This window comes from Streptococcus sp. 20925_1_69, assembly GCF_041432365.1.
In the GTDB taxonomy this organism is placed as follows: domain Bacteria; phylum Bacillota; class Bacilli; order Lactobacillales; family Streptococcaceae; genus Streptococcus.
The window spans coordinates 91,274-113,287 of sequence record NZ_JAPVZL010000003.1; the positions used below are offsets into that span (position 1 = coordinate 91,274).

The 22,014-nt window shown below is 41.8% G+C and carries 20 protein-coding genes and 1 riboswitch; of the genes, 17 read left to right on the top strand and 3 right to left on the bottom strand.

The genetic code is table 11. The annotated features are described in order from the left end of the window. Positions 1-19: 19 nt before the first annotated feature. From O3601_RS02985 to O3601_RS02995, 3 genes are all read right to left on the bottom strand, one after another. Complete coding sequence (locus O3601_RS02985) at positions 20-1,051, bottom strand: S66 peptidase family protein (protein WP_371471068.1); 1,032 nt, start codon at positions 1,049-1,051, stop codon at positions 20-22. Between the two features lie 140 nt (positions 1,052-1,191). Continuing rightward, positions 1,192-1,869: a DUF1129 domain-containing protein gene (locus O3601_RS02990; RefSeq protein ID WP_371471069.1), complete on the bottom strand. Its 678-nt coding sequence runs from the start codon at positions 1,867-1,869 to the stop codon at positions 1,192-1,194. Positions 1,870-1,880: 11 nt separating this feature from the next. Continuing rightward, positions 1,881-2,825: a magnesium transporter CorA family protein gene (locus O3601_RS02995; protein ID WP_000815623.1), complete on the bottom strand. Its 945-nt coding sequence runs from the start codon at positions 2,823-2,825 to the stop codon at positions 1,881-1,883. A gap of 131 nt (positions 2,826-2,956) precedes the next feature. Here O3601_RS02995 and uvrA point away from each other — a divergent pair, with 131 nt between their 5' ends. From uvrA to rpsJ, 17 genes are all read left to right on the top strand, one after another. Beyond that, on the top strand, positions 2,957-5,788 hold the full coding sequence (uvrA, locus tag O3601_RS03000; protein ID WP_371471071.1) for an excinuclease ABC subunit UvrA: 2,832 nt from the start codon (positions 2,957-2,959) through the stop codon (positions 5,786-5,788). Then, positions 5,781-6,842 carry a M24 family metallopeptidase gene (locus O3601_RS03005; protein ID WP_371471073.1) on the top strand — a complete coding sequence of 354 codons (1,062 nt, stop codon included), beginning with the start codon at positions 5,781-5,783 and terminating at the stop codon, positions 6,840-6,842. The genes uvrA and O3601_RS03005 overlap by 8 nt, the downstream gene beginning before the upstream one ends. A gap of 57 nt (positions 6,843-6,899) precedes the next feature. After that, positions 6,900-7,050, top strand: a riboswitch (M-box (ykoK) riboswitch). Positions 7,051-7,244: 194 nt separating this feature from the next. After that, a complete protein-coding gene (gene mgtA, locus O3601_RS03010) occupies positions 7,245-9,905 on the top strand; it encodes a magnesium-translocating P-type ATPase (RefSeq protein ID WP_371471075.1) in 2,661 nt (886 codons plus the stop codon). 135 nt (positions 9,906-10,040) lie between these two features. Then, the gene (spx, locus tag O3601_RS03015) at positions 10,041-10,439 is read left to right on the top strand and encodes a transcriptional regulator Spx (RefSeq protein ID WP_000591165.1); all 399 of its coding nucleotides are present in this window, start codon (positions 10,041-10,043) and stop codon (positions 10,437-10,439) included. Positions 10,440-10,499: 60 nt separating this feature from the next. Beyond that, on the top strand, positions 10,500-11,069 hold the full coding sequence (locus O3601_RS03020) for an SP0191 family lipoprotein (RefSeq protein WP_000725151.1): 570 nt from the start codon (positions 10,500-10,502) through the stop codon (positions 11,067-11,069). A gap of 86 nt (positions 11,070-11,155) precedes the next feature. Beyond that, on the top strand, positions 11,156-11,422 hold the full coding sequence (locus tag O3601_RS03025; protein WP_000507059.1) for an IreB family regulatory phosphoprotein: 267 nt from the start codon (positions 11,156-11,158) through the stop codon (positions 11,420-11,422). Positions 11,423-11,425: 3 nt separating this feature from the next. Continuing rightward, positions 11,426-11,845 carry a Holliday junction resolvase RuvX gene (gene ruvX / locus O3601_RS03030; RefSeq protein WP_004239076.1) on the top strand — a complete coding sequence of 140 codons (420 nt, stop codon included), beginning with the start codon at positions 11,426-11,428 and terminating at the stop codon, positions 11,843-11,845. 15 nt (positions 11,846-11,860) lie between these two features. Beyond that, the gene (locus O3601_RS03035) at positions 11,861-12,166 is read left to right on the top strand and encodes a DUF1292 domain-containing protein (RefSeq protein WP_000017620.1); all 306 of its coding nucleotides are present in this window, start codon (positions 11,861-11,863) and stop codon (positions 12,164-12,166) included. A gap of 304 nt (positions 12,167-12,470) precedes the next feature. Continuing rightward, positions 12,471-13,721, top strand: a complete 1,251-nt coding sequence (locus O3601_RS03040; RefSeq protein WP_371471084.1) for a folylpolyglutamate synthase/dihydrofolate synthase family protein — start codon at positions 12,471-12,473, stop codon at positions 13,719-13,721. Continuing rightward, on the top strand, positions 13,718-14,155 hold the full coding sequence (locus O3601_RS03045; RefSeq protein WP_316127014.1) for an SP_0198 family lipoprotein: 438 nt from the start codon (positions 13,718-13,720) through the stop codon (positions 14,153-14,155). The genes O3601_RS03040 and O3601_RS03045 overlap by 4 nt, the downstream gene beginning before the upstream one ends. A 139-nt stretch (positions 14,156-14,294) precedes the next feature. Continuing rightward, positions 14,295-15,827: a cardiolipin synthase gene (cls, locus tag O3601_RS03050; protein ID WP_371471085.1), complete on the top strand. Its 1,533-nt coding sequence runs from the start codon at positions 14,295-14,297 to the stop codon at positions 15,825-15,827. A 254-nt stretch (positions 15,828-16,081) separates the two neighbouring features. After that, positions 16,082-17,620 (top strand): damage-inducible protein CinA, encoded by a 1,539-nt coding sequence (locus O3601_RS03055; protein WP_371471086.1) that lies wholly within the window; start codon positions 16,082-16,084, stop codon positions 17,618-17,620. A gap of 119 nt (positions 17,621-17,739) precedes the next feature. Beyond that, complete coding sequence (nrdD, locus tag O3601_RS03060; RefSeq protein ID WP_371471087.1) at positions 17,740-19,947, top strand: anaerobic ribonucleoside-triphosphate reductase; 2,208 nt, start codon at positions 17,740-17,742, stop codon at positions 19,945-19,947. Between the two features lie 11 nt (positions 19,948-19,958). Continuing rightward, positions 19,959-20,099 (top strand): hypothetical protein, encoded by a 141-nt coding sequence (locus O3601_RS03065; protein ID WP_000521615.1) that lies wholly within the window; start codon positions 19,959-19,961, stop codon positions 20,097-20,099. A 196-nt stretch (positions 20,100-20,295) separates the two neighbouring features. After that, positions 20,296-20,802, top strand: coding sequence for a GNAT family N-acetyltransferase (locus O3601_RS03070; protein ID WP_084862770.1), 507 nt, complete (start codon positions 20,296-20,298; stop codon positions 20,800-20,802). Then, positions 20,795-21,385, top strand: coding sequence for an anaerobic ribonucleoside-triphosphate reductase activating protein (gene nrdG / locus O3601_RS03075; protein ID WP_371471089.1), 591 nt, complete (start codon positions 20,795-20,797; stop codon positions 21,383-21,385). Before O3601_RS03070 ends, nrdG begins: the two co-directional genes overlap by 8 nt. Positions 21,386-21,638: 253 nt before the next feature. Beyond that, positions 21,639-21,947, top strand: coding sequence for a 30S ribosomal protein S10 (rpsJ, locus tag O3601_RS03080; RefSeq protein WP_001284513.1), 309 nt, complete (start codon positions 21,639-21,641; stop codon positions 21,945-21,947). Positions 21,948-22,014 lie beyond the last annotated feature (67 nt).

The window sequence follows — 22,014 nt, forward strand, 5'->3', positions numbered from 1 at the left end:
TGAGAAATTCTTCCCAGCTTTATTCGTTATAGTCAAAGCGAATGACTTGCTCCTGTGCATCTACATAGGCGTGGACTCCGAAGGGGACAATTGCTCTCGGAGTTGCGTGTCCGACATTCAGATTATAGAGAATCGGGATAGTGCTGTCAATGATATCCAATAGTGCCTCTTTATAGTCGTTATAGAAAGTTTCATCCATAGGTTTTCCGACCAAGAGTCCACTGATGACCTCGAATATACCAGTGTCCTTTAAAGTCCGCAACATCTTTTTGAAGTATTCCGGCTCAGGCTTTTCTTCGCTTGTTTCTAGCAAGAGGATTTTTCCTTCCCAGTTTGATAAGTCAGGGAAAAGTTTGTATTTTTGGCAGAGCTCCGTGCTATCTGCGTACCGAGAGTTGTCAAAGATATCGTAGAGGGATTCGAGGCAACCACCGAGAATTTCCCCCTCGAACTGGGCAGTTCCTTGTAACAACTCAAAACCAGTATTTGCATGACTGACACGAGGTGTTCCCAGAGCCTTGGAACTAAAATCAGTTCGTTCCTCATACCAAACGTCACTAGGGCGGATTTCTGAGATTCTTCCCGTCTCAATCAATTCTTTGAAGTAGTGAAGGCTATAGGCTAGCATTTCTTTGTCTAATTCACAAATGTCTGCTAAAAAGGATTGGCCATAAAAAGTCTTGATTCCTAGTTTATGCAACATGAGATGGTTCATGGTTGTATCCGAGAAGCCAAGAAAAATCTTTTGTTTGATAACCTTTTGTAGTTGGTCATTTTCAAAAAGATAAGGTAGTAAGCGATAGGTATCGTCTCCACCGATGGCGCATAGGATCATATCGATGCTATCATCAGAAAAGGCATGAATCAAGTCCTCTGCACGTGCTTCAGGATGGTCCTTGATAAAGTCTAAGCCTTTTAGCGAATGGGGCAAAAAGATAGGATTGATTCCCAGGTTCTTGATACGTTGTACACCCAAGTCCACTTCGTGTTTGACAAAGTCTTCTCCGATAATGCCACTAGATAAACTAATAATACCAATAGTAGAAATCATATCTCATCCTCCTAGAAATAGATTGAGCCTATTTTATCACAAAAGATAAGAGAAAGCTATGTGGGATGTCAGAAGAATATTTTAAAATCAAAAAAAGCAAGAAAAAGCAACCGCACCTGCAGTTGCTTTTATCATTCTTCTTAATAGCGTGTTGGTCCTGCACTTGCGCTGCGGATATTCAAGCGTTTCTTGAGATAGAAGCGTAGGGCTAGGAGGGCTGCTCCGATAATAGCCAGTGGCACTGGAGCCAGTACTGGGTTAAGGCTAGCTGGTAGGAAGCTTGTTGCAAAGAAGACAAGCAACCAAAGGAACATAGAAGCTAGGATAACCAGTACAGATTTCCAGAAAGGTGGACGTTGACTGCGGTCCATATCTGGTCCATAATATTGGTAGACAAAGTAGTACATTAAATAGAAGGCAAATCCACCAACAAGCCCAACTAGCAGGAGAGTGACTAATCCATAGCCAAAAGCCTGATCTGCCGCAAAGAAAGTTGTGAGGACGCTGACGAGGGCAAAGAGGCTAGTGATGAAAAGAGCTGAGTCCATAATCATGAGTTTTGGATCATCATTTTCTTTTGGGTGCTCTTTTTCATATTGTTCTTTGACAGTAAAACTATGAGCCCAATGAGTTGGTGCGCCATAGAGGGAACGAGCAGTCGTACCCTTGGCTTGCTCTTCAAGGATTTGGGGAATGATTTCCTCAAAGATTGCCTTGATTTCAGCGTCTGTTTTCCCATCTTTGATGAATTGTTGGGTAGCAATGTGGACAAACTCTTGGTTTTTCTTAGTTAATTTTTGTAGATCAATTTGAGACATAGGAACTCCTCTTAGAACCATTTTTTATGGATGAGATAGAGAGTGAGCGAGACACTCATAGCAAAGGCAATAAAGACGATTAACCAGAAGGCATTTGGTTCGCCGTTTAGGGGGATTTCATTATCCTTAAAGTTCATCCCGTAGGCAGAAAAGACCATGGTTGGGATGGACATAACGATGGTCACAAGAGCCAAGGTTTTCATGATGTTGTTCTGGTTGTTGGAAATGATAGAGGCGAAGGTCTCTGTCATAGAGTGTAAGACATTTCCATAAATGTCTGCCATCTCGATGGCCTGTTGGGTTTCAATCAGGGTGTCTTCAAGTAGGTCTTCGTCCTCAAGGTATTTCTTGATATTGCTGGTTGAGCTAGTCAATTTCTTAATCACGCGCTCATTTGTTTTGAGGGAGGCCTTGAAATAGACGATGGTTTTTTCCAATTCCATGAGCTCAATCAATTCTTCATTACGAGTTGATTGATGCAGTTGACTTTCGATTTGTTCACTCTTGCGGTCAATCGAACGAAGGGCTGTTAGGTAAAGCTCTGCATTGCGATAGAGAATCTGAAAGATAAAACGCGAACGCATGAAAGTGTAGAAATTACGCAATCGACGGTTGATAAAGACATCGAGGACCGGTAATGGTTCCAAACACGTAGTGATAATGGTTTCCTCGGTGATGATAATACCAAGCGGGATGGTGACGTAGTAGGTGCGGTTGTTTCTTTCTTCTGTGACCGGCACGTCTACGATAATCAGGGTATATTCGTCTTCAATGGTAATACGAGACATTTCTTCCGCATCGAGTGGTGCCCGAAGGTCAGCAATATCAATATCGAAGGCATTGGCGATTTCGAGTGATTCATTTTGAGTCGGATTGACGAGATTGATCCAAGTACCCGGTTCAAGCGTATCGATCTCTTTAAATTCAGTTGTTGTAGAGAGAAAAACTTGTTTCATATCCCTTATCCTTTCTCATTTTTCAGATTTTTTCACACCGTACTATTATACTACAAAATCAGCCTTTTGGGTAATAGAATCTCACTTTTTTTGGTATAATGGTAAGCAATAATGGACTAGAAAGAACAAAGATGCAAGATAAAATTGTCATTCATGGGGCGCGTGCCCATAATTTAAAAAATATTGATGTGGAGATTCCGCGAGACAAGTTGGTTGTCGTGACGGGATTGTCAGGTTCAGGGAAATCCAGTCTGGCCTTTGACACCCTCTATGCTGAGGGACAACGGCGCTATGTAGAGAGTTTGTCAGCCTATGCTCGTCAATTCTTGGGGAATATGGAGAAGCCTGATGTAGATGCTATTGATGGTCTCAGCCCAGCTATTTCCATCGACCAGAAAACGACTAGCAAAAACCCTCGCTCGACGGTGGGAACAACGACTGAAATCAATGACTATCTGCGTCTCCTCTACGCACGTGTGGGGACGCCTTACTGTATCAACGGGCATGGAGCTATCAAGGCTTCTTCTGTGGAGCAAATCGTGGATAAGGTTTTAGAATTGCCTGAACGCCAGCGCTTGCAGATCTTGGCACCAGTCATTCGTAAGAAAAAAGGCCAACATAAGAGTGTTATCGAGAAGGTTCAGAAAGATGGGTATGTCCGTGTCCGTGTGGATGGGGAAGTCTATGATGTGACCGAAGTGCCTGAGCTGTCTAAGAGTAAGCAACACAATATCGATGTCGTGGTTGACCGTATTGTCATCAAGGAGGGCATTCGTAGCCGTCTCTTCGACTCAATCGAGGCTGCCCTTCGTATCGCAGAAGGCTATGTGATTATCGACACCATGGACGATTCTGAGTTGTTGTTCTCTGAGCATTATGCCTGTCCAGTTTGTGGCTTTACTGTTCCAGAGTTAGAGCCTCGTCTCTTCTCTTTCAATGCTCCTTTTGGCTCTTGTAGTGAGTGTGACGGCTTGGGCATCAAGCTGGAGGTGGATACTGATTTGGTAGTGCCAGATGCCAGCAAAACGCTACGTGAGGGGGCGCTAGCACCTTGGAATCCTATCTCATCCAACTACTATCCAAACATGCTAGAGCAGGCCATGACGGCCTTTGGAGTGGATATGGATAAGCCTTTTGAGGACTTGTCAGAAGAAGATAAGAACTTGATTCTCTATGGTTCAGATGGCAAGGAATTCCATTTCCACTATGAAAATGAATTTGGTGGCGTGCGCGATATCGATATTCCTTTTGAGGGAGTTGTCAATAATATCAAACGTCGCTATCACGAGACAAACAGCGACTACACTCGCACCCAGATGCGCCTCTACATGAATGAGCTGACCTGCGGAACCTGTCACGGCTATCGCCTCAATGACCAGGCCTTGTCTGTCCGTGTTGGTGGTGAGAACGGGCCACATATCGGAGAAATTTCAGACCTGTCTATCGCAGATCACTTGGACTTGGTAAGTCAGTTGACTCTTTCTGAAAATGAAGCGATTATTGCTCGTCCCATTCTCAAGGAAATCAAGGACCGTTTGACCTTCCTTAATAACGTGGGGCTCAACTATCTGACCCTGTCACGTTCGGCAGGAACCCTTTCAGGTGGGGAAAGTCAGCGTATTCGTTTGGCAACCCAGATTGGTTCTAACCTATCAGGTGTCCTTTATATTTTAGACGAGCCGTCAATCGGTCTTCACCAGAGGGATAATGACCGTCTGATTGCCAGTCTCAAAAAGATGCGTGATTTGGGTAATACTCTCATAGTAGTGGAACATGACGAAGATACCATGCGTGAGGCTGATTATCTGATTGACGTTGGTCCCGGTGCCGGTGTTTTTGGTGGGGAGATTGTTGCGGCAGGTACGCCCAAACAGGTAGCTCGCAACAGCAAGTCTATCACAGGCCAGTACTTGTCAGGCAAACGTGCTATTCCAGTACCAGACGAGCGCCGTGTAGGAAATGGTCGTTTTATCGAAGTGACAGGAGCGTGTGAGAATAACTTGCAAAATGTTACTGCTCGCTTCCCGCTAGGGAAATTCATCGCGGTGACAGGGGTGTCGGGCTCAGGGAAATCAACCCTAATCAATAGCATTCTCAAAAAAGCTATTGCCCAGAAGCTCAACCGTAATTCAGACAAACCTGGTAAATTTAAGACTATTACGGGGATTGAGCATGTAGACCGCTTGATTGATATTGACCAGAGCCCTATCGGACGAACGCCAAGGTCTAACCCTGCTACCTATACAGGAGTTTTTGACGATATACGTGACCTCTTTGCTCAGACAAATGAAGCTAAGATTCGAGGCTACAAGAAGGGGCGTTTCAGTTTCAATGTCAAGGGTGGTCGCTGTGAAGCCTGCTCAGGTGACGGGATTATCAAGATTGAGATGCACTTCTTGCCAGATGTTTATGTAGCTTGTGAGGTCTGCCACGGAACTCGCTACAACAGTGAGACCCTAGAAGTTCATTACAAGGAAAAAAATATCTCGCAGGTCTTGGATATGACCGTCAACGATGCGGTGGAATTCTTCCAACATATTCCTAAAATTCAACGTAAACTTCAGACCATCAAGGATGTGGGACTGGGATATGTAACGCTAGGACAACCAGCTACCACCCTTTCTGGGGGAGAAGCCCAGCGTATGAAGCTGGCTAGTGAACTCCACAAACGATCGACAGGAAAATCTTTCTACATTCTGGATGAGCCGACGACAGGACTCCATACAGAGGATATCGCTCGCTTACTTAAAGTCTTGGCTCGCTTTGTTGACGATGGCAATACAGTCCTCGTTATTGAGCACAATCTAGATGTTATTAAGACGGCAGACCATATTATTGACTTGGGACCTGAAGGTGGTGTCGGTGGTGGAACCATCATCGCAACAGGAACTCCAGAAGAAGTAGCGGCCAACGAAGCTAGCTACACAGGACACTATTTGAAAGGAAAATTAAAACATGAATAAACGTGTACAAGCATTTCTAGCTAAAATGCAAGAAAAAGAACTAGATGGAATTATCATCAACAACCTTAAAAATGTCTATTATTTGACTGGTTTTTGGGGCTCAAACGGAACAGTCTTTATCAGCCGTGACCGTCAGGTCTTGGTGACGGACTCTCGCTATATCATTGCGGCCAAGCAAGAAACCAGTGGTTTTGAGATTGTAGCAGACCGTGATGAATTGGCTGTCATTGCAGGAATTGTCAAGGATATGGGCTTGTCTAGAATCGGTTTTGAGGATGAGATTTCGGTGTCTTATTATCACCGTATGCAGGCAACCTTTGAAGGAATTGACTTGTTTCCACAGACTCAGTTTGTTGAAGGTCTTCGAATGATTAAGGATGAAGCGGAGATTGCAGCTATTCGCAAGGCTTGTTCTATCTCAGACCAAGCTTTCCGCGATGCGCTTGACTTTATTAAGCCAGGAAAGACTGAAATTGAGATTGCCAACTTCCTTGACTTCCGTATGCGTGAGTTGGGAGCATCTGGCTTATCTTTTGATACGATTCTAGCTAGTGGTATCAACTCTTCCAAACCTCATGCCCATCCTATGCACAAACCAGTGGAGCTAGGAGAAGCCATTACAATGGACTTCGGTTGCCTTTACGACCACTATGTCAGTGATATGACACGGACTATCTATCTAGGGCATGTTAGCGACGAGCAGGCAGAGATTTATAATACGGTTCTCAAAGCCAACCAAGCCTTGATTGACCAAGCTAAGGCAGGATTAGGTTTCCGTGACTTTGACAAAATTCCTCGTGATATTATCATTGAGGCAGGTTATGGCGACTACTTTACCCACGGTATTGGACACGGTATTGGACTGGATATCCATGAGGAACCATACTTTAGCCAGACTTCTACAGAAACTATTAAGGCAGGTATGGCATTGACAGATGAGCCAGGTATCTATATCGAAGGCAAATATGGCGTTCGTATCGAGGATGATATCCTGATTACAGAGACAGGTTGTGAATTATTGACCCTTGCTCCAAAAGAGTTGATAGTTATTTAAGAGTTAAACAACTCAAATGATTGACTTTTAAATTTTAAAGGTTTATACTGAAAGACGAAAACGGTAGGTGAGGCTACCATAGGGATACGGATGACTACCGCAAAGCAGTGGAGACACTACTCGTTGGTCAACAGTCCTGGTCGCGAAGGCCAAGACTAAGCTCATTACATTGCCCTATGGAGTTAAAGCTTGAACGAAAAACAGATAATTAGTTTTTTAATCCTGCCATTTTATGGTGGGATTTTCTACTGTTTAAATCAAAGAAAGGAGATAGACGATGCAAATTGACGATCATCCGGAACCGCACATACACAGCCAATCGCTGATTTGTGTCGTTCTGTCCTTATAAAGCGATTGGTCTCTGTGTATGAAACACATCATTCATACAGATAGGAGAAACCAATGAAAACTACAAAAGAAAGATTAGCAACAGCTATTCATACATCTTTAAACGAAACTCTATCTTTTTATAAGACAAGTCTAACAGGCTTGACTGAGGAGCAGGTGGAGAAAAATCGTGACCTATATGGCGAAAATACCATCACAAAGGGTCAAGAAGACAGTATCCTCAAAAAGATTTACGAATCCATTATCAATCCTTTTACGATCATCTTGCTGGTCATCGCCGTGATTTCCTTGGTGACCAATGTCTGGTTAGCAAAACCAGGTCAAGAAGATCCGACAACTTCTATTATCATCGTTGTCCTAGTCCTCATTTCTGGTGGCATACGCTTTATCCAAGAACTCCGTAGTGATAAGGCTGCGACCAATCTATCAAAAATGATTGTCAACACAGCGACTGTCATTCGTCAAGGAGAAATCCAAGAAGTACCTATCGATGATTTGGTAGTGGGTGACGTGGTTAAATTAAGCGCTGGAGACATGATTCCAGCAGATCTTCTTTTATTTGAGTCGCGCGATTTCTTTGTACAACAGTCGGGCTTGACAGGTGAAAGTGAATCAGTTGAAAAATTGGCCTTGACCAAGGCAACAGACCAACAATCTGATAGCCTTCTTGAAGCTGAATCCTTGGCATTTATGGGAACTAATGTCTTGTCTGGTAGTGCCAAGGCCGTGGTTTTAGCAGTTGGTGATGATACCATGATGGGAGCCATTGAGCAGACTTTGAACACCTATGACGAGCCTACTTCGTTTGAGCGGGAGATGAATAGTATTTCTTGGCTCCTGATTCGCTTGATGTTGGTCATGGTTCCCATCGTGTTTCTTTCTAATGGCTTGACAGATGGAGATTGGTTAGAAGCTGGCGTATTTGCTTTGAGTGTTGGTGTTGGATTGACACCTGAGATGCTTCCTATGATTATCACGGCCAGTCTAGCAAAAGGCTCCATCATTATGGCCAAGGAAAAAGTGGTTATCAAGAAACTCAATGCCATACAGGACTTAGGGGCGATTGATATCTTGTGTACAGATAAAACAGGAACTCTAACCCAAGATGAGATCGTTCTAGAATATCCCTTGGACATCCACGGACGCTTGGATTTGACCGTCTTGAGACGGGCCTATCTCAATTCCTATTTTCAAACTGGCTTGAAAAATTTGATGGACAGAGCCATCATAAAACGGACTGAAAAGGAAGCAAAAGAACACGCCCTCTTGCAAAATCTGGCTCAAACTTTTCAAAAAATAGATGAGCTTCCCTTTGATTTTGAACGTAGACGGATGAGTGTTATCGTTAAGGATGAACACGAAGTTGTTAGTTTGGTAACCAAGGGTGCCCTAGAGGAAATGTTGACGATTTCCAGTTATGCGGAATACCAAGGAGTGATTACTCCCTTGACAGATACTATTAGAGAAGAAATTTTAGCAGAAGTCAGACAACTAAATCAACAAGGTTTGCGTGTCTTGGGAGTGGCCTACAAGTCAGGTTTGAGGGAAGGTCATGCCTATACAGTTGATGATGAAGGGGATATGATTCTAACTGGTTATTTAGCCTTCCTAGATCCTCCTAAACCATCTGCAGCACCAGCAATTAAGGCTCTGTTAGAACATGGGGTTCAAACAAAGATTTTGACGGGAGACAACGAAAAAGTTACCCAAGCAGTCTGTGAAAAGGTTGGTTTGGATATCAATCAGATGCTGTTAGGATCTGAAATTGATCAGATGAGTGATCAAGAATTGGCCCAAGCCGTAGAGGAGGTAACAGTCTTTGCCAAACTTTCACCTGACCAAAAAGCGAGGATTATTTTGCAATTTAAAGCCAATGGTCATGCTGTAGGCTATATGGGAGATGGGATCAATGATGCTCCTTCTATGAAAGTTGCAGATGTGGGAATTTCTGTTGATACAGCAGTAGATATTGCCAAAGAAACGGCTGATGTTATCCTACTTGATAAGGATCTCATGGTGCTTGAAAAAGGACTTGTTGAAGGTCGTAAGGTCTATGCCAATATGACTAAATATATCAAAATGACAGTGAGTTCTAATTTTGGAAATATCTTATCCCTATTGGTCTCTGGAATCTTTTTGCCATTTTTACCAATGGCACCAGTCCATTTGATTATCCTAAATCTAGTCTATGATTTGTCTTGTATTGCCTTGCCTTTTGACAAGGTGGATAAAGATTTTTTGAGAAATCCGCATACTTGGGAAGCCAAGTCTATCACACGTTTCATGGTTTGGATGGGGCCTATCTCTTCTGCATTTGATATTTTGACCTTTATTTTGCTCTATTTTATCATTGTACCCATGACGACAGGTCAAGCCTATGTTCATGGAGCGGAGTCTGCCGTAGGATTTATTGTCTTGTTTCAGACAGGTTGGTTTATCGAGTCCATGTGGTCACAGACCATGGTTATCCATATGCTGCGTTCAGCCAAAATTCCCTTTTTACAAAGTCGTCCAGCTTGGCTAGTCCTTGTGACAACCTTATTGGCTGCAGCCTTTGTGACCTTCCTTCCCTACAGTCCACTCGCAATCCTACTTCATCTAACTCCATTAAAACCGATTTATTTCATCTTTTTGCTTTTCATCATTATTTTGTATATGATTAGCGTGACAATTGTGAAAAAAATCTATATCAAGAAATATCAAGAATGGCTGTAAATTTCATTTTGTCAAGAAAAAAGTACGAAAATGACGAAAAAAGTTAAAAAAATTTAAAAATAGGTCGCAAGTCGGATGTTTTTTATGGTATAATAGACTAAACTGATAGTAACATGTAGCGAAAGGGGTAGGTACATGATTAAAATTTATACAGTCTCAAGTTGTACTAGCTGTAAAAAAGCAAAAACCTGGCTCAATGCCCACCAGTTAAGTTATAAAGAACAAAATCTTGGTAAAGAAGGAATTACGAGAGAAGAATTACTGGATATTCTAACCAAAACAGATAACGGAATAGCCAGCATCGTTTCATCTAAAAATCGCTATGCCAAAGCCCTTGGAGTGGATATTGAAGATTTGAGTGTCAACGAAGTCCTCAATCTGATTATGGAAACACCGAGAATTTTAAAGAGCCCAATTCTTGTGGATGAAAAACGTCTGCAAGTTGGCTACAAGGAAGACGATATTCGTGCCTTCCTACCACGCTCTGTCCGTAATGTAGAAAATGCAGAAGCACGTTTGCGTGCAGCTCTATAAACATCAAGGCTGGGAGCAACTCCCAGTCTTATTTTAATTTCAAAAAGAAAGAAGAAAGAAATGAAAAAAATAGTTCTTGTTAGCCTAGCTTTCCTTTTTGTCCTGGTTGGTTGCGGACAGAAAAAAGAAACTGGAACAGCTACAAAAACAGAAAAGGATACGCTTCAGTCGGCGTTGCCAGTTATTGAAAATGCCGAGAAGAATACAGTTGTGACCAAGACTTTGGTCTTGCCCAAGTCAGATGATGGTAGCCAGCAAACTCAAACCATTACTTATAAAGACAAGACTTTTTTGAACTTAACCATTCAACAAAAGCGTCCAGTCTCAGATGAGTTGAAGACCTATATTGACCAACACGGAGTGGAAGAAACTCAAAAAGCTCTTCTGGAGGCAGAGGAGAAGGATGAGGCTATCATAGAAGCTCGTAAATTAGCAGGATTTAAGCTTGAAACTAAACTATTGAGTGCAACCGAACTTCAAACAACGACTAGTTTTGATTTTCAAGTTTTGGATGTCAAGAAGGCTTCTCAGTTAGAATATTTGAAGAACATTGGTTTAGAAAATCTCTTGAAGAATGAACCAAGCAAGTATATTTCAGACAGATTGGCAAATGGTGCGACAGAACAATAGAAAATCCAAATAAATAGACTGCCTGAATTGTAGAAGGTAAGGAATTATGCTATAATGGTACTATTCTAAGGAAAGAGGGTGTTAGAATGGGATTTACTGAAGAAACAGTACGTTTTAAATTGGACGATTCCAATAAAAAAGAAATTAGCGAAACTTTGACTGATGTCTATGCTTCGTTGAACGATAAGGGCTACAACCCAATTAACCAAATCGTAGGTTACGTATTGAGTGGAGACCCTGCCTACGTTCCTCGTTATAATAATGCACGAAATCAAATCCGTAAATATGAGCGTGATGAAATCGTTGAGGAATTGGTCCGCTACTACCTTAAAGGACAAGGAGTCGATCTATAACCTATGAGAATTATGGGATTGGATGTTGGTTCAAAAACGGTAGGGGTGGCCATTAGCGATCCGCTCGGTTTTACAGCTCAAGGACTTGAGATCATCCAAATCAATGAGGAGCAAGGCCAATTTGGTTTTGACCGCGTTAAGGAGTTGGTTGATACTTACAAGGTGGAACGATTTGTAGTGGGCTTGCCTAAAAACATGAACAATACAAGCGGACCGCGCGTGGAAGCTAGTCAAGCATACGGAGCAAAGCTAGAAGAGCTTTTTGGTTTACCAGTAGACTATCAAGATGAACGCTTGACAACAGTGGCTGCTGAGCGCATGTTGATTGAACAAGCAGATATCAGTCGCAATAAGCGAAAGAAAGTCATTGATAAGTTAGCAGCTCAGCTGATTTTACAAAATTATTTAGATAGAAAATTTTAATATAAAGGAGAGGCTATGTCACACGATCATAACCACGACCACGAAGAACGTGAACTAATCACACTAGTAGATGAGCAAGGAAATGAAACCTTGTTTGAAATCCTTTTGACGATTGACGGAAAAGAAGAATTTGGTAAAAACTATGTTCTTCTAGTACCAGTTAACGCAGAAGAAGACGAAGACGGACAAGTTGAAATCCAAGCTTACTCATTCATCGAAAACGAAGATGGAACAGAAGGCGAATTGCAACCAATCCCAGAAGACTCAGAAGACGAATGGAACATGATTGAAGAAGTCTTCAACAGCTTTATGGAGGAGTAAAAATGTTCAGTGAACATTTTTACCCCAGTTCCTTTAAATAAGAGAGCACTGGTAAGTCCGGGGGACGTTTTTAGCCTGACGCTAAAAATAAAGACCGTAAGTAAGTCTGGGAGACTGTATCACCCTAACTCCTAGAAATTAGAAGAGTTGGAACATCCAGTGGATGTTTTTAGCCCACGTTAACATTTATAGTAGCTAGTTATTAGCTAACCAGGTGAGAGGTCGGGACGAAAATCCTGGCCTCGTTTTGTTATCTACGGAATTTTGCTAGATAATTGATTAGACTTTTGTCAAGGAGATGTGTATGTTTGAAGTAGAAGAATGGCTCCATAGTCGGATTGGTTTGAATTTTCGATCAGGTTTGGGCCGAATGCAACAAGCGGTGGATTTGTTAGGAAATCCTGAGCAGTCTTACCCTATTATCCACGTAACAGGGACTAATGGGAAAGGATCTACCATTGCTTTTATGAGGGAGTTATTTATGGGACATGGCAAAAAAGTTGCGACCTTTACCTCCCCTCATATCGTATCCATCAATGACAGAATCTGCATTAATGGGCAACCAATAGCTGACGCAGACTTCATCCGTTTGGCTGAGCAGGTCAAGGAGATGGAGAAAACGCTTCTGCAAACTCATGACCAGTTGTCCTTTTTTGAATTGCTGACCTTGATTGCTTTTCTTTATTTTAGAGAGCAAGAGGTGGACTTGGTTTTACTAGAAGTGGGAATTGGTGGCTTACTTGACACAACCAATGTGGTAATTGGAGAGATTGCTGTCATCACCTCCATCGGACTTGACCATCAGGAGACTCTGGGTGACAGTATAGCAGCAATTGCAGAGCAGAAAGCTGGTATTTTTAAGGCTGGTAAAAAGGCAGTGATTGCGAAATTGCCTCCAGAAGCTAGACTTGTCTGTCAGAAAAAAGCAGGATTTTTAGCTGTTGACCTTTATCAGGCAGGTCAAGATTTTTCAATGCTGAATGGCGATTTTTCAAGCTCTTTGGGAACTTTTTCGAAGTTGAAAATAGGATTGGAAGGAGCTTATCAGCAGGAGAATGCGGCCTTGGCGCTACAAACTTTTCTTCTTTTTATGGGAGAAAGAAAGGAATCTGTTGATGAGCAAGCTGTAAGAAATGCCTTGGGACAGACCCATTGGGCTGGTCGCTTGGAGCGTATTCGCCCACAGATTTACTTGGATGGTGCTCATAACCTCCCTGCCTTGACTCGCCTGGTGGAGTTTGTCAAAGAAAAAGAGCAGGAAGGCTATCGACCTCAAATCCTCTTTGGAGCTTTGAAACGGAAGGATTATCAAGGGATGTTAGGTTATCTGACTGAGAATTTGCCTCAGGTGGAACCCAAGGTGACCGGCTTTGACTATCAAGGTTCTTTGGGTGAAACAGATGTAACAGGTTACGATATAGTTCCTTCTTACCGAGAATTTATTAGCAATTTTGAAGCAAGAGCAGATACTCAGGATTTGTTGTTCGTTACAGGGTCTCTCTATTTTATCTCAGAAGTACGGAGCCACATACTGGGGCATGAGCAGATAAATTGACCTCTCTAGCAAGTCTTAGTCTCTTAGTAGCTTGTTCGCAAAGGACTCAACAGTTTCAACAGCCAGCAGCTCAACCGCAAACACAACAAACTCAGCAATCACAATCTGCTGCTTCATCTTCCACAGAAAATACAAACCGGGCAACGACAAGTTCTTCACAAAATGCGCCTGAGGCTCAACCAACTAATATTGATGGGACTTATACCGGTCAGGACGAAGGAGACCGTATCACTTTAGTGGTAACTGGAACAACTGGTACTGGGACTCAGGTTGAAACTGACGGGGAACAAGAAATCAAGCAGGTCAGCTTCGATGCAGTCAATCAACGCATGATTATTGGGGATGATCTCAAGATTTATGCAATCAATGGCAATCAGATGATTATCGACGATATGGATAGAGAATCGTCTGATCGCATCGTTTTATCAAAATAGACTAGGAGGAGACTGGAATTTTCGGTCTCTTTTGCTTTTGCTCAGAAAAATGATTATAAATACTTGCCTTCTGTCGAATACCTGAGTTATACTAGTATCAATTACCTGTTTTTAGCATTCAAACTATCAAGGAGGGGATATGAAATATAGAAAATTTCAATTATTGATGTCCAAGTATGGCTTTAGTCTTTCGATTATGCTGCTTGAACTGTGTCTTGTTTTTGGTCTCTTTCTTTATTTAGGGCGTATGGCCCCTATTCTTTGGGTTATTCTCTTAATCTTTATGAGTATGGCGACTATCGTAGCGATTGTCAATCGTTCCATGGCGCCTGAAAGCAAAGTGATGTGGTTAGTGGTGACTTTTGTTCCTGTCATTGGCCCCTTGCTCTATCTGATGTTTGGTGAAAGACGATTATCCAAAAAAGAAATCAAGCAGTTGGACAAACTTGGTTCTATGCATTTTCGGGAGGATAACAGTAAAGCTCTCCGCCAGAAATTGAAGGAAGAGGATAAGGCGGCTTACGGAGTTATCAAATCTTTGTTAAGTATGGATAGCAATGCCGACGTCTATAATCGAACAGACTCACAATTCTTTTCTTCGGGTGAAAGTATGTGGCAATATATGTTGGAAGACCTCAAGAAAGCTGAAAAGTTTATCTTTCTAGAGTATTATATTGTCGAAGAAGGTTTGATGTGGAATAGCATACTAGACATACTAGAGCAAAAGGCAGCTCAAGGTGTAGAGATCAAGATGCTCTATGATGATATCGGCTGTATGGCGACTTTGCCTGGAGACTATACTATTCAGCTTCGTAGTCGAGGAATTGAAGCCCATAAGTTTAACAAGGTGATTCCTCGTTTGACGGTAGCTTATAATAACCGGGATCATCGTAAAATTCTTGTCATAGATGGTCAGGTAGCTTATACAGGAGGGATTAACTTAGCTGATGAGTACATCAATCATGTAGAACGCTTTGGCTATTGGAAGGACAGTGGGATTCGCTTAGATGGCCCTGGTGTCAAGGCTCTAACCCGTCTCTTTTTGATGACTTGGTACATCAATCGTGGGGAAATCAGTGATTTTGATCAGTATCACTTGGAAAATCAGCCTTGTTCTGGCCAAGGGCTCTGCATTCCTTACGGTAGTGGACCCAAGCCCATCTTCCGTACCCAGGTAGGGAAAAAAGTCTATCAAAGTTTGATTAATCAGGCCACTGATTCAGTCTATATTACAACGCCCTATTTGATTATTGACTATGACTTAACAGAGAGTATTAAAAACGCGGCCATGAGGGGTGTCGATGTCCGCATCGTGACTCCTTTCATTCCAGATAAGAAATTAATCCAACTCATCACAAGAGGGGCCTATCCGGATTTGTTGTCAGCAGGAGTGAGGATTTTTGAGTATAGTCCAGGCTTTATCCACAGTAAACAAATCTTAGTGGATAAGGACTTTGCTGCAGTTGGAACCATTAACTTAGATTATAGAAGTTTGCTTCACCACTATGAAAATGCAGTCTTACTCTATAAAACTCATTCTATAATGGAAATCGCCCGAGATTTTCAAAATATATTTGCAGATTCTCAGGAAGTCTATCCTCATTCTATCAAAACGAGCTGGTATCAAAAACTGGTAAAAGAAATCGCCCAGTTATTCGCCCCTATCTTATAAGAAATCTAGGACTGAGGACACAAACCAGTCCTATTTTTCTTGTCTTTTACGAATAAGAAGATGTAGGAGGCAAGATGTTAACTCAGAAAGAATTGGATTATATCATGATATTTAAACAGACACATTTACACCGATTTCGAGAAATTGAAACCTTTGTGAAACTATACAAAAAATCACTCAAACACCCATCGCAAGCTGACAATCCTAGGACTTTTTGATATACTAAGACAGATAAATTGAATAGGAGAAACGATATGAGTGTGTATGGTAGAGTAGAAGAAGTTCATCAGGAGAATCGTGAACCTCTAGAATACCAAATCGAACAAGAATCGCATCATCGTGAATCAAGTCGTCTTCCTTTGGTAAAAATTTTACTATGGAGTACGCTTGTAACGGGGATAACTCTAGGAGTACCGCTATTACTCGATTTAATGAGTGCGCAGGAAGTGCAGGATTTTTATGCAGGTTGGGCCCTTCATCAGACAGGGAAGATTTACAGCGACTATTATGGAAGTCAAGGTTTGCTTTATTATTTGCTGACTTACGTGACTCAGGGCGGATTTCTCTTTGCCATCTTTGAGTGGTTAGCCTTGGTAGCAGGAGGATTTTTCCTCTTTCGATCGGCAGACACCTTGACAGGGCAAGGAGACCAAGCTGGACAACTGGTGACTATTTTTTACATGCTAGTTACAGGTCTTGCTTTTGGTGGAGGCTATGCGACTCTTTTAGCGCTTCCTTTCTTATTCGCGGCCTTTAGTTTAGTTGCAGCTTATCTAAGTAATCCAAACCATGATAAGGGATTTGTACGAATTGGGTTGGCTTTGGCGGGCGGATTTTTCTTTGCTCCCTTGGCATCGCTCCTGTTTATTGCTGTAGTGAGTTTAGGCTTGTTGGTCTTTAACCTTGGACATAGACGCTTTGCACATGGATTTTATCAGTTTCTTGCAGTGGCTTTAGGTTTTTCACTTGTCTTTTATCCAACTGCCTACTATAGTGTTGCAACAGGAAGTTTTGAGGATGCGATTAATGGAATTTTGTATCCAATTCATTCCATTCGTTTGACTTCTGTTTCGGCATTGTTAGAAAATGTTTTGTTTTACGGGTTGTTGGCTCTTGGCATGGGAGTTTTGGTTTTTATCTTTTTAGGTCTCTTTCAATCTAAATCCTCTAAATTATATGTCATCTCAGTGCCTGCGAGTCTATTCCTGATTTTAGGTTTGGTAGTGATTTTCTTTACACAGGATCCCCTACATGCATCCCGTTTGATGCTCATTTTCCCTGTCTTTCTTCTGCTTTTAGTATCCAATATCAAGGGGCAACAGAGTGGTCGTAGCGTTAGAAGAAGACGCAGAGAAGAGCCTGTTAGTCTCTGGCATCGCTATACTAAAGGAAATCTTTACCTACCGATTTTAACTTTGTTATATCTTTTGGCTGTTCCTTTTTTGATGAGATTTGTCCTTTATCCGGTACCTTATCAAGAACGTGATCGTCTTGCTGATTTAGTGAAAGAGGAGACAAGTACGGAAGATGCTGTATATGCATGGGATGATACTGCAACTCTTTATCGTAAGAGTGAGCGCTTGTCGCCATCGGCTATTTTGTCCCCGTTGCACTATACAGCAACTGAGGAAAATCGGAATAAGCTACTCAATGACTTGAAAGAAAAACAACCTAAGGTGATTGTGGTGAACGATAAGGTAGCAGTCTGGTCTGAAGTGGAAACAATTTTGAAAGAAAATTACCAACCAGTAAAGACAGATTACTCAGAATTCAAAGTCTATAAAATCAAATAACTAAATCAATATCTTGTGTATTTTTAAAAATTTTAGGATTTTTAACACAAGATATTGATTTTTCTTTTTAGAGTGGTATAATACTTTTTAGAAAGAACATTTTAGAAAAGAGCATGCATATGATTGCACTAGAAGAAAAAATTACAATTTTGCCAACTCTCTTCGTCGAGAAGCGAGATGGGAGACGTGTTGTATTTGATGTGGACAAGATTGACAAAGCTCTCCACAAGGCGGCTGACAAGGTTATGGATGTGACACCCTTGGTTGAAAAGCGCCTCAATGCTCTGACCGAGCGAATTGTCACAGAAATTCATAGTCGCTTTCCACAGGGGGTTAAGATTTACGAAATTCAAAATATCGTAGAACATGAACTCCTTGAAGCAAAAGAATATGCCCTAGCTGAGGAGTATATTACTTATCGGACACAGAGGGATTTTGAGCGCTCAAAAGCGACGGATATCAACTTTAGTATCCATAAGCTTCTCAACAAAGACCAGGCAGTTGTCAATGAAAATGCTAATAAAGACAGCGATGTCTTTAATACCCAGCGTGATTTGACAGCAGGGATTGTTGGGAAATCAATCGGACTGCAAATGCTTCCTAAGCACGTAGCCAATGCCCACCAAAAAGGGGATATCCACTATCACGATTTGGACTACAGTCCCTATACACCTATGACCAACTGCTGTTTGATTGATTTTAAAGGTATGTTGGAAAATGGTTTTAAGATTGGAAATGCAGAGGTAGAAAGTCCCAAGTCTATCCAGACTGCAACAGCTCAGATTTCCCAAATTATCGCCAACGTTGCTTCTAGCCAGTACGGTGGCTGTTCAGCTGACCGTATCGATGAAGTTTTGGCGCCTTATGCAGAGAAGAACTATCAAAAACATCTAAAAGATGCAGAAGAATGGGTCTTGCCTGAAAAACGGGAAGATTATGCCTGGAAGAAAACGCAAAAAGACATCTACGATGCCATGCAATCACTCGAGTATGAAATCAATACTCTCTTTACTTCAAATGGACAAACACCTTTTACTTCGCTAGGTTTTGGTCTAGGAACTAATCGTTTTGAGCGGGAAATTCAAAAGGCAATTTTAAACATTCGTATCAATGGGCTTGGTTCAGAACACCGTACAGCTATCTTTCCTAAACTTATTTTCACGCTTAAAAGAGGCCTTAACTTAGAGGAAGGGACACCCAACTACGATATCAAGCAATTGGCTCTAGAGTGCGCAACCAAACGGATGTACCCAGACGTCTTGTCTTATGATAAGATTGTTGAGTTGACAGGTTCTTTCAAAGTTCCTATGGGCTGCCGTTCGTTCCTTCAAGGGTGGAAAGACGAGAATGGCGTAGAAGTCAATTCAGGTCGGATGAACTTGGGTGTTGTGACAGTTAACCTGCCTCGTATTGCTCTTGAGTCTGAGGGCGACATGAATAAGTTCTGGGAAATCTTCAACGAGCGGATGAATATCGCTGAAGATGCTCTTGTTTATCGTGTCGAACGCACTAAAGAGGCGACGCCAGCCAATGCTCCTATCCTCTATCAGTACGGTGCTTTTGGCCATCGTCTAGGTAAGGAAGAAAGTGTTGACCAGCTCTTTAAGAATCGTCGTGCGACAGTTTCACTAGGCTATATCGGTTTGTACGAAGTAGCGACAGTTTTCTTTGGTAACAGCTGGGAAAGTAATCCAGATGCTAAGGAATTCACGCTAGACATTATTCGAGATATGAAACGCCGTGTAGAAGAGTGGTCAGATCAATATGGCTATCATTTCTCTATTTACTCAACACCGTCTGAAAGTTTGACAGACCGTTTCTGTCGACTAGATACAGAGAAGTTTGGTTCTATTCCTGATATTACAGACAAGGAATACTACACCAACTCTTTCCACTATGATGTTCGTAAAAATCCAACACCGTTTGAAAAATTGGATTTTGAAAAAGTCTATCCAGAAGCAGGTGCGTCAGGTGGTTTCATCCATTATTGTGAGTATCCAGTCCTTCAGCAAAATCCTAAAGCCTTGGAAGCTGTCTGGGATTATGCTTATGACCGTGTGGGATATTTGGGGACCAATACTCCAATTGACCGTTGCTACAAGTGTGACTTTGAAGGGGATTTTGAACCAACTGAGAGAGGATTTGCTTGCCCTAACTGTGGCAATAGCGACCCTAAAACAGTAGACGTTGTTAAACGGACTTGTGGCTATCTAGGGAATCCTCAAGCGCGTCCGATGGTTAATGGACGTCACAAGGAAATCGCTGCGCGTGTCAAACATATGAATGGTTCAACGATTAAAATAGCTGGACATCAAGTAACAAATTAGAAAGAAATGAAATGGGAAAATATCAATTAGATGATAAGGGGCGTGCACAAGTGACCCGTTATCACGAGAAACACTCTAAAGGTGGAGCTGGTAAAAAAGAACGCTTGCTCAACCTCAAAGAACAATTTTTAAACAAGAATAAGAAAAAATAAAAGTGATACTCAATGAAAATCAAAGAGCAAACTAGGAAGCTAGCCGCAGGTTGCTCAAAGCACTGCTTTGAGGTTGTAGATAAGACTGACGAAGTCAGTTACATATATCTACGGTAAGGCGACGCTGACGTGGTTTGAAGAGATTTTCGAAGAGTATGAGAGTCAGCTCTCACTTTTCTAATAGTGGGAGGTAAGGATGGAACTACGAAGACCAAGATTAGCAGATAAAGAAACAGTTTTAGAGATGATGGCAGAGTTTGAAAAGAGCCAATCAGCCCATGATGGAGGATTTTGGGATACAGAGAACTTTGTGTATGAAGAGTGGTTGGAAACAAATATGCAAAAAGAGATGGGAATAAACTTGCCTGAAAATCGTGTTCCTTCTATTCAATTTGTATCATTTGATGATGTAGGTCGTGCTCTAGGATTTTTGAATCTGCGATTGAGACTGAATGAGGGTTTACTGAATTATGCTGGCCACATTGGCTACTCCATTCGTCCATCAGAAAGAGGCAAAGGTTATGCTAAGGAAACTCTCCGTCAGGGCTTGCAAGTTGCTAAGGGAAAGAACATCAAGAGAACTCTTGTGACCTGTAGCGTAAATAATCCTGCTAGCAGAGCAGTCATTTTAGTAAATGGTGGGCTCCTTGAGGATGTTCGTAATGGTGTGGAGCGTTATTGGATAGAGGTAGCGAATGAATAATCCAAAACCACAAGAATGGAAAAGCGAGGAACTCAGTCAAGGCCGTATCATTGACTACAAGGCCTTTAACTTTGTGGATGGAGAAGGTGTGCGGAACTCCCTCTATGTATCAGGCTGCATGTTTCACTGCGAGGGATGTTATAATGTTGCTACTTGGTCTTTCAATGCAGGAATTCCCTACACAGCAGAATTAGAAGAACAGATTATGGCAGATCTAGCTCAACCCTATGTTCAAGGCTTGACTTTGCTGGGAGGGGAGCCTTTTCTCAATACTGGGATTCTTTTGCCACTCGTGAAACGTATTCGGAAGGAATTGCCAGACAAGGACATCTGGTCATGGACCGGCTACACTTGGGAAGAAATGATGTTGGAAACTCCAGATAAAATGGAACTCTTGTCACTGATTGATATTCTTGTTGATGGAAGATACGATCGAACTAAAAGAAATCTCATGCTCCAGTTTCGAGGTTCGTCCAATCAACGAATTATCGATGTGCAAAAATCCCTCAAAGGTGGGCAAGTAGTGATTTGGGACAAGCTCAATGACGGAAAAGAAAGCTATGAACAGGTGAAGAGAGAGTAACTTTTTTCCATAGAATATTTAAATAAATGACCTATCAAAAAAGAAAACATTTTCATGTTAAAAATTTAAAAAAACGGCAACAAATCCCTTGCAATCGCAGGGGCTTTGTGTTATTCTATTATGGTGCTGTAAATTACAGCCTTAGCTTTGATGCAAGAGGTTGCGACACGCTCGGTTGCATTGCCACGCAACACCGCGTCGGTTTTCTTGTGGAGCTAGCCTATTATCTTAAATAGACGAAAAGGAGAAAAAGATGGCAAACAAAAAAATCCGTATCCGTTTGAAAGCATACGAACACCGTACGCTTGACACAGCGGCTGCAAAAATCGTAGAATCAGCTACTCGTACAGGTGCACAAGTTGCGGGTCCAATCCCACTTCCAACTGAACGTAGCCTCTACACAATCATTCGTGCGACTCACAAATATAAAGACTCTCGCGAACAATTTGAAATGCGTACACACAAACGTTTGATCGATATCGTTAACCCAACTCAAAAAACAGTTGATGCTTTGATGAAATTGGATCTTCCAAGTGGTGTAAACGTAGAAATCAAACTTTAATCTAAAGCTTGATACCTTGAGCATAAAAAACGCTCGTTAAAAACTTTTTGAATAAAAAATATAGAAA